This is a genomic window from Geomobilimonas luticola, assembly GCF_018476905.1.
Lineage (GTDB): Bacteria > Desulfobacterota > Desulfuromonadia > Geobacterales > Geobacteraceae > Geomobilimonas > Geomobilimonas luticola.
Genome location: NZ_JAHCVK010000006.1, coordinates 160632 through 169589 on the forward strand (window position 1 = coordinate 160632; position 8958 = coordinate 169589).

The 8958-nt window shown below is 60.0% G+C and carries 7 protein-coding genes; all 7 read right to left on the reverse strand.

The window, feature by feature from the left end:
* Window positions 1-36: 36 nt before the first annotated feature.
* Complete coding sequence (locus KI810_RS13180) at window positions 37-2103, reverse strand: LPS-assembly protein LptD (RefSeq protein WP_214176022.1); 2067 nt, start codon at window positions 2101-2103, stop codon at window positions 37-39.
* Between the two features lie 47 nt (window positions 2104-2150).
* On the reverse strand, window positions 2151-3428 hold the full coding sequence (locus tag KI810_RS13185) for a bifunctional folylpolyglutamate synthase/dihydrofolate synthase (RefSeq protein ID WP_214176023.1): 1278 nt from the start codon (window positions 3426-3428) through the stop codon (window positions 2151-2153).
* A gap of 157 nt (window positions 3429-3585) precedes the next feature.
* Window positions 3586-4440: an acetyl-CoA carboxylase, carboxyltransferase subunit beta gene (gene accD / locus KI810_RS13190; protein WP_214176024.1), complete on the reverse strand. Its 855-nt coding sequence runs from the start codon at window positions 4438-4440 to the stop codon at window positions 3586-3588.
* A 115-nt stretch (window positions 4441-4555) separates the two neighbouring features.
* Window positions 4556-5353: a tryptophan synthase subunit alpha gene (gene trpA, locus KI810_RS13195; RefSeq protein ID WP_214176025.1), complete on the reverse strand. Its 798-nt coding sequence runs from the start codon at window positions 5351-5353 to the stop codon at window positions 4556-4558.
* The gene (locus KI810_RS13200; RefSeq protein WP_214176026.1) at window positions 5350-7527 is read right to left on the reverse strand and encodes a methyl-accepting chemotaxis protein; all 2178 of its coding nucleotides are present in this window, start codon (window positions 7525-7527) and stop codon (window positions 5350-5352) included. Before KI810_RS13200 ends, trpA begins: the two co-directional genes overlap by 4 nt.
* A 168-nt stretch (window positions 7528-7695) precedes the next feature.
* Window positions 7696-8448 carry a substrate-binding domain-containing protein gene (locus KI810_RS13205; RefSeq protein ID WP_214176027.1) on the reverse strand — a complete coding sequence of 251 codons (753 nt, stop codon included), beginning with the start codon at window positions 8446-8448 and terminating at the stop codon, window positions 7696-7698.
* Between the two features lie 37 nt (window positions 8449-8485).
* A complete protein-coding gene (locus KI810_RS13210; RefSeq protein WP_214176028.1) occupies window positions 8486-8845 on the reverse strand; it encodes a cytochrome C in 360 nt (119 codons plus the stop codon).
* Window positions 8846-8958: the final 113 nt, after the last annotated feature.

An 8958-nucleotide genomic window follows, 5' to 3' on the forward strand; every position in this document is an offset into this window, starting at 1 on the left:
TCCACGGGGGAGAAATGCTCTGCGTGGTGCCGTTGCTCAAAACGGCTTGATCTTCCCAAACGATCCAAGACCCGACAAGGTGAAGCTGACCAGGAACTCCCGGTTGCCCGGCCGGTCCCGGTAGCTGAAATCCAGGCTCCAGCACTGCTGGCGGTACACCAGGACATAGAGGGATTCCAGGAACGCCCCCTTGTCAAAGGAGTATCGTGGAGTGTAATTGAAAACAAACGGTTTGACAAGGGTGAGCCCCAATCGCCCCTCAAGGTACCCCAGCCTCTCGCGGGCACGGAAGTAGCTGGCACCGACAGAGTTCCCCCCACCATCCGTTAGGTCAAAGCCGGAACTGACGGTGGAAATCTTGCCAAGGTTGGGATTGTAACGACTGTCCAGGGAGAGGGAGAGACGCTTGTCGGGGTTGGCACGCATCTCAAGCCGCAGGTCGGTCACCCGGTCCCGGTCGTCGCCCACCAGGTTCAACAGGTCGCGGCGGTTTCCCGAGAGCTGGTACCCCTGGCTGAGCCGGAGAAAGAGAAGCTCACGGTAGTCCGCGCCACCGGCCGTCCCGTAACGGCCGGTGAGGTAGCTGGTCAGGGACCATCCCAGAAGCTGCTGTCCCAGCGGCCGGTCGTCGTAATCGAACAACGGCAGGTTTTCCTGGTTCCTCTCCTGGGTGAAAGTGTAAGCCAGTGCCGGCACCAGGGTGTGCCGGAGTCGCTTGAGGTCGCCGGCATTGATGTCGTACACCCGCTCCAGAGGTGACGCGAGGGAGGCATTTGCCCAGCCGAGACCCACCCCGGACGTACCGTTGGCACTGCCCGCTTCGCTGGCGCTGTAGACGCGAAGCTGGTACCCCCCCTGGGCTGCAAGTTCCAATCCTGCGGGGAGCATCCGATAATAGGAGAGAGAGGGATTGAGGACAAACCGGCCGCCCCGGCTCCCATCGTTGCGATGGAAGTTGGTGAACTGGCTGTCCAGCGCTGCGTGGAGCGGCAGCTCCCCCATACGTTGCGGGATCACGCTGAAACTGACCACGGGCAACCGCTGGAGAGTGGCCCGGTTGTTGGGCGCGTTCAGGTTATCCGCATACCGTCCCTCGACGTTGGCCAGATAGGCCTGCCGGTGCCAACTGACCGAAGCGGACGAATCGAGAAACTGGCGGTTGTACACCCCCGTCGTCTCGCCGTAATCGCTCAGAAAAGCACGGTCCGAGGTAAGGTCCAGGTCCGACCTGAAGGTCAATGCAGAGGTGATCGCCTGCGACTGCACGAGCTTGATCTCGCCCCGCTCACGCCGCTCCTGGGTGTCATAGATGCCGTAACTGGCCAGATTGCCATGGCTCCCGCCATTGCCCAGATAGCGGTAATCGAGCCCGAGCCCGACCCCCCGCTTTGACTGCACATCCAGGAGCACGGTCATATCCTGGCTGGGGGACATGGCCCAGTAGTAGGGAATGCCGAAGGTGAATCCCTTCTTGTCCGAACTGCCGATGTGGGGGAAAAGAAAGCCCGACTGGCGCTCGCGCAGCACGGGAAAGACAAGGTAGGGGGTATAAAACAGGGGAATCCCCTTGACATAGAACAGTACGTTACGTGCCGTCCCATACTCGTCCAGGGTCACGTCCATCTTGCTGGCGGTGAACTTCCAGCCAGGGGAGGGGCCGTCGCAGGTGGTGAATGTCCCCTGCTCCAGGCGGTAATCACCCAGACCGGTTTTTGCCAGCCGCCGGCTCTGCATGTGAAAATTCTTCTGCTTGTAGAACAGCTCGGCATTCTCCGCCTCCCCCTGCTGGCTTTCAATGTTAAGGGAAAGCCTTTCGCTCGTCAGGGTGTCGCCGTCTTTGAGGAGCCGCACCCTCCCCGTGGCGTCCGCATCCCCCGTGGCCTGCCGGAGCGATGCCTTGTCGGCAAAAAGAGTTGCCCCGTCCCAGTGAAGCTCCACGTTGCCCGTTGCCTCGTAGGTGTCGCTCGGCACGTCATAGCTCAGGGTATCCGCCTGTATCTTCACGCCCGGCGCAGTCGGGACATTGGCCCCACGGGCGGCAGTGCCGATGGGCAGGGTCAACAGGGAAAACCCGAGCAGAATTATGGCAGGACGAAGGTTCATGGTCACCATCAGGTAAGGACATCACTCATCAAGATTCAACAGCCATTTCAGCCGCGTATCGCCTCGAACTCTCTCCCCGTCAGGAAGGCCCGGGCCGCACCCACCGTGAAGAGGGAGCCGCAGACAAGGATCAGGTCGTCCGGACCGGCGGCCTCACGCGCCCGGATCACGCCGTCAGCCACGGTCCCGGCAACGGTACAACGTCCCCCCCCCTGCTCCCTGCAGCAGGCCGCCAGATCGGCAGCCGGCAGGGAACGCTCCAGGGGGGGGGTGACGGTAAAGACTTCGTCGGCAAGAGGGAGCAGGGGAGCGAGGATGGCCGTCGCGTCCTTGTCCCCCATAACACCCACGACCAGGATGAGCCGCCGACGCGGTACATCGGCAAGGGACCTGGCCAGGGCGAGGCTTCCTGCCGGATTGTGGGCTCCATCGAGAAGGATGCGGGGCGCCGTACCGAAGAACTCCATGCGTCCCGGCCAGCGTGCCGCAGCAATGCCACGTTCCATGGCGTCCCGGCCGACCGTCAATCCCTGTCTCCCGAGCAGTTCCGCAGCAGCCAGGGCACAGGCCGCGTTCATCGCCTGATGCTTTCCCGCGATACCGGGGACAAGGCGGGGGATATCCACACCCAGCCCCCGATAGACAAGGGCATCACCGTCCCAGGTCGCGTCGAACTCCCTGCCGCAGAGAACGAGGGGGCTTCCTCCCTCCCCGCACCTTTCGATGATCACGTCCAGCGCCTCCGGCTCCTGGAAGGACGAAACAACCGCTCGGCCGGGCCGGATGACCCCCGCTTTTTCTCCGGCGATGGCAGCCAGTGAGTCCCCCAGCCAGGTGCAGTGATCGAGGGCAACGGGGGTTATGACCGCAAGTTCGCCCGATGCGGCATTGGTGGCATCGAAACGTCCACCCATCCCCACCTCCATCACCGCGAGGTCGACCCGGTGTTCGGCAAAATGGAGAAACGCCATGGCGGTGACCAGCTCGAAGAAGGTCGAACCTGGCGGTGCCACGGCTATGACGCGACGAGCCAGGGAAACGACCTCGGCTTCGTCGATCTCCGCGCCGTCGATGCGGAAGCGTTCGGTGAAGCTGATCAGATGCGGCGACGTAAAAAGGCCGGTCGTCAGCCCGCCAGCCCGGAGGACGGCATCGAGAAAGGCAGCTGTGGACCCCTTGCCGTTGGTCCCGGCCACATGCACCACCGCCAGCTTCTCCTCGGGATTGCCGAGTGCGGCAAGCAGCGCGGTGATACGTTCGAGCCCCGGCTTCATGCCGAAGCGTCCAAGGGCATAGAGGTGTGACAGTATCTCCCGGTAGGTCATGACAGCCGGTGATTATAGGGAATCCACCGGTAAAAGTCCATAGATTTAGCCTTGAAGCGGCAGGCCGGGCTTTCCGGGGTGAGAAACAGAGGCAGCGCGCACAAAAAAGCCCGCCGTAAAATCGGCGGGCTTTGATAACGGGGGTTCCGTATCGGGGTCAGGCGGCTGGACGGTAGAGCATCTTGAGAATGCTGGAAAGTGCCTGGCGCATCTCGCGCCGGTCGATGATGACATCCACCATACCGTGGTCAAGGAGGTACTCGGCCCGCTGGAATCCTTCGGGCAGTTTCTGGCGAATGGTCTGCTCTATTACCCGGGGTCCGGCAAAACCGATGAGAGCCTTGGGTTCCGCCATGTTGATGTCACCCAGCATGGCAAAGCTGGCGGTCACCCCACCGGTGGTCGGGTCAGTGAGGATGGAAATGAACGGCAACCCCTTTTCCTTCAACTTGGCAAGTGCCGCAGAGGTTTTGGCCATCTGCATGAGGGAGAGGATGCTCTCCTGCATCCGGGCACCCCCGGAAGCGGACACGACGATGACGGGGGTGTGTTGCTCCAGGCCGCGTTCGATCGCACGGGTTATCTTCTCCCCGACAACGCTCCCCATGCTCCCCCCCATGAAGGAGAAATCGAATACCGCCATCTGCACCGGCGTCCCGTCGATGGCCCCCGTGCCGCAGATAACGGCATCCTTGGCCCCCCCCTTTGCGAGGGCCGCATCAATCCGGTCCTGGTAGCTCTTGGAATCCTTGAATTCCAGGAAATCCACCGACACCATCCCCGCATCATGCTCGACGAAACTCCCTTCATCGAGAAGCACTTCGAGCCTCTTGCGGGCGGAAATACGGGAATGATGGCCACACTTGGGGCAGACATTGAGGTTTTTTTCCAGATCCTTGATGTAAATCGTCTCGCCGCACGTGGGGCACTTGCTCCAGAGCCCCTCGGGGACTTTCACCTTTTTCTCTTCCCCCTGTCCCAGGGGAGCTTTTTCTCGCTTGAACCATGCCATAGAATGCCTCGCGGGTTCTGTACCCTCTTTTTAGTAACAGTGAACGGGAGTGATACCAGAAAACTCCCCCGATGTCAAACCATTTGCCCGCCGACGTCCACTGCCGACCACCGTATCATCCTCGACCGACACCGGCCTTGAGGGAAGCGACAAAATCCGTGACTCTGTCCTCCAGGTCCTTGCCGCGGTGGGTTTCGAACAGCTTGACGATGGCACTTCCGACCACGACGCCATCGGCAACTCTGGCAACCCTTCCCGCCTGCTCCGGATCGGCAATCCCGAAACCGACCGCCAGCGGCAGCCGGACCTTTGCCCTGATTCCCGCCACGGCATCAAATACGGAACTGGCCACCGACTGCCGCGCACCGGTCACGCCGGTCACCGAAACGTAATAGATGAATCCGCTGCCGAGCCGGGCAACCTTGTCGAGCCGGGCCTTGTCAGAGGTGGGGGTGAGGAGGAATATGACATTCACGCCATGCCGGTCGGCCATGGTCTTGAATGCGCCCGCCTCTTCGGGGGGGAGGTCCACCAGCAGCACCCCGTCAACACCCGCCTCCGCGGCATCGGCAAGAAACTTCTCCGGCCCGTAGACAAAGATCGGGTTGTAGTACCCCATGAGCAGAAGCGGCACCTGAGAGTGCCGTCGCACCGATTTTACCGTGGCTAAAATCTTCGCCACGGTGGTGCCTGCGGCAAGCGCCCGTTCCGAGGCGAGCTGGATGGTGGGGCCATCGGCCATGGGGTCGGAAAACGGGACCCCCAGTTCGATGATATCCGCTCCCGCCCGCTCCATCAGGGGAATCAGCTTTTCGGTCGTTGCCAGGTCGGGATCGCCGGCCGTAATGAAGGTGATGAGGGCCTTTTCTCCCTGCCCGGCCAGCGCCGCAAACTTCTCCGCTATCCTGCTCACGCCGACTCCCTGACCTTGAAGGATGCCATTTCCTGCCGCAGTATCTCGGTCTGGCGGAACAGGTTTTCCACCGCCTCGTTCATGATTCTGGTCGCCTCCACGTTGATGTTGGTGGACTGCTGTATGTCTTCCACCGCAACCACGACCTGTTCGCTCCCCCGGCGCTGCTCGTCGCAGGCAATCTTGATCTGGCGGATCATGTCGGTGATGTCCTCGGTGGATTTGGCGATGAAATTGCCGACCTTGCTCTGCTCGCGTGTCGAGGAGCGGACCTGGGCGGTTAGATCCTTCATCCGTTCGACGGCGCCCATGATCATCCCGCTCCCCATACCCTGTTCCTTGGTCGCCTTGGCGATCTGCCCCACCATCTCGGAGACCTGTTCCATGGCATCGCGGATGATGTGGCTCCCTTTCGCCTGCTCTACCGTGGCGCGGGCTATTTCTGCCATCTGGGCGCTGGACCTGATTACCCCTTCGAGTATCTTGTTCAGCGCTTCTCCCGACCTCAGGGAGAGATCTTCACCTTCGGCAATGCTCGTCTCCGCCTGGTTTATCGCCTCCACCGCCCGCCGCGTCTCGTCCTGCACCGCCTTGATCAGAGCGGCAATCTCGCGGGTGGAACTGCTGGTACGCTCGGAAAGCTCCTTGATTTCGTCGGCGACCACCGCAAACCCCTTGCCGTGCTCGCCGGCCTGGGCCGCGATGATGGCGGCATTCAGGGCAAGCAGGTTGGTCTGCTCCGCCACCTCGTCGATGACCGACAGGATGGCGCCTATGTCCTCAGTCCGACCCGACAGGGTAGTGATCACATCGAAGGTAATTCTTGAAGAGGTGCGGATGGCGTCGATACCCGCAATGGTCGCCTCCACCGTCTTCTTCCCGTTCTCGGCATCCTGCCGGACTTCATCGGAAATGGCGGCGGTCTCCATGGCATTCCGTTCCACCTGCTTGATGGAACTGTCCATCTGCATGACCGACGATGCCGTGGTTGTGGACGCCTCCATGAGGCTCACCACGCCATTCCCCACCTCTTTGATCGAGATGGAAATCTCGCCGATGGAGGCGCTGACCTCTTCCACCGACTGGGTAAGGTTTTCCATGTTGAGAGCCACTTCCTCGATGCTGGCCGCCATCTCCAGGATGGAGGAAGAGCTTTCCGCCGCCGACTGGGAAAGGGCGTCAACCCCTTCGGCAACCCCCTTGACAGAGGTGTTGATCTGGGTCATCGCCGAGGAGGTGTGACTGACCCCTTCAACCTGGAGCTGGGCGGCATTCACCACCTGCTTCGAGGCATGGGACAGGTTGTCGGAAATACCGGCCAGGTCTGCAGCCGATGCATCGACCTTGCCGACCATTTCGGAAAGCTTCTGCACCATGACATTGTAATCGTCAGCCAGCTTGCCGAGTTCATCGCTGGAATCGATCGCAAGCCGCGAGGTAAGATCTCCCTGCGAGCCACGCCGCAGGGCGCCCGCCACCTTGTCGAGGCGACCGATGATGTGCCGCGACGTCGACATGCCGAAGCCTGCCGCTACGACAATGGCAAGGACAATCACCACCGCAATGGTTATGCCCGCCGAACGCTGGATCGCTTTGACCTCTCCGTTGGCCGTGGTCATCCGGCTCCCGACCGCAACGAGGAGTTCGTCCACGGCAAGTTTCGCGTCATCGCTCACGACACTGAGCTTATCGTCTATCAGCTGTCGCAGCCGGTCGACGCCATTCACCCCCTTGAACGACTCCGCCTTGACCGACAGAAGCTCCTCGGCCACCTTGTCGAAGGCGTCCCACCCCTTGAGCGCAGCCTGGGCGCGCTTTTCGATATCGCTGCCAGGGGAAGCGGAAGAAATCCCCATCTTCGCGTTTCCCTTGAGGATGATGCCACACTGGCTTCTGAACTGGTCCCGCAGCATCCGGTAATCTTCCGCATGGTCCTCGTACGCAGCTGCATCAGTCTCCATCGCCGCCTGCAGAAGGCTTACCTGGCATGCCTTCTGGGTTGCCCCCATGAGAAGCACCAGTTTCTGCTGACCAGCCAGATTCTTGAGGAGGTCCTGGATCCGGTCCCCCACCCGATTCATGCTGAACGCGCCGAACGCACCGGTTATGGCAACGATCAGGGCAAGAATCATGAAGGAGCCGGTCAGCCGCTGGCCAAGTTTAAGACCTTTCATCGTTCACCCTCTTACCTTGGGGAAACAGCTCCCTTTCGAAACAAATAATCGTTAATCTATACCAGACGAAACAGCCGCTGCGCAAGAAAAATCAAGCCATTTCAGCCTGGTGGCTGGCAATGGCTTGACTGACTGCCTGGAATGAAACGTCCTGAAAAGCGGAGACCGTTACCGGGAAAAGTAGCCGAATTCCTCGTTGTAGAAGTTGAGTACCTTCTCCACCTTCGCCGACGGCTTCCCCTTGGTTATCAGAATGATAGGTGCCGTTACGATAGGGATGTCCACCCTCCCGACCGTTGCCATCGCCATCCCGCGCGGATCGATGCCGATGGAGCCCGGATTGGCTTTCACCATTTCCCTGATGTTCTGGTAATCGGTGGTTTTGATGGCCTTGGCCGTCACCTTTTCTCCGTCCAGCATCTCCTTGATGAAGAGGGCATTCTGGCCGGGCGTTTCGTTCCCCCATACCACGATGATCGGGAGGTCTGCGCCTCCGATCTCTTTCCAGTTGGTCACCTTGCCGGTAAATATCTTTTTCAGTTGCGCCTTGGACAGTTTCTTGATCCGGTTGGACTTGTGCACGAAGGCCACCACTTCATTTTTACCGATTTCCTGTTGCTGGAGAGCGGCAGGATCGACGACAACCCCCTCCTTTGCTGCTTCCGCCATGATAGTTGCCAGAGGAACCGTGGTCGTCAGTGCGTCAATCTCCCCCTTCTCAAGGGCAATGAGCCCCTTCGTCGGCAGGCTCTGAATGAGGGTAAGTTTGTCGCCGCTGCTTTTCTCGAACTGATCCTTCATGGGGGCAAAGATCGTCGCAAGAGACGCACCGCCACCCCCGATCCGGATTTCCTGGGCATCGGCAACGCCAGCCGCCAGCATGCAGACGATACCGGCCACTGCAAGTTTCAGTGAATTCATGTGCATAAATATATATCCTTTTCTCTTGAAATTGGTGCTATTTGTTCGCCTCGTCAAGGAGCCAGTTCATCAGTTCAACCGTGGCCTTGACCTCCTGCTTGTTCATGTTTGAATCGGGCTTGCGCAGCATCTTGACGCCGTACGCCTTGGTGGCGTTCCGGTCGAAGGGCTGCCCGGAAATGGGTGCAATGCCGGTCTGGAGGGCGACAATGGTCCGTTCCAGGTTGTGGCACTTGATGCACTTGACCTTCAGGATATCGTAATTGGCCTTCATGGCTGGCGGAAAAGCTGACGGGTCGAGGCGCATGTTGTCCCCCTTGCCGATCACCTTGAGGCCGGCATGGGCGGAAGTCACCGCCATACCGTAGAGTAAGAGAACCAAGAGTGTTTTTCTCATAAACAAAATCCTCCGCACGTTTTCGAAGCAATTTTCAAGGCTCTAGACCATCAAGTTTTTGTTTTTCGAAATTAGTGTACGTAGTTCTTTGACCAGTTGTCCAGTTGATTTAT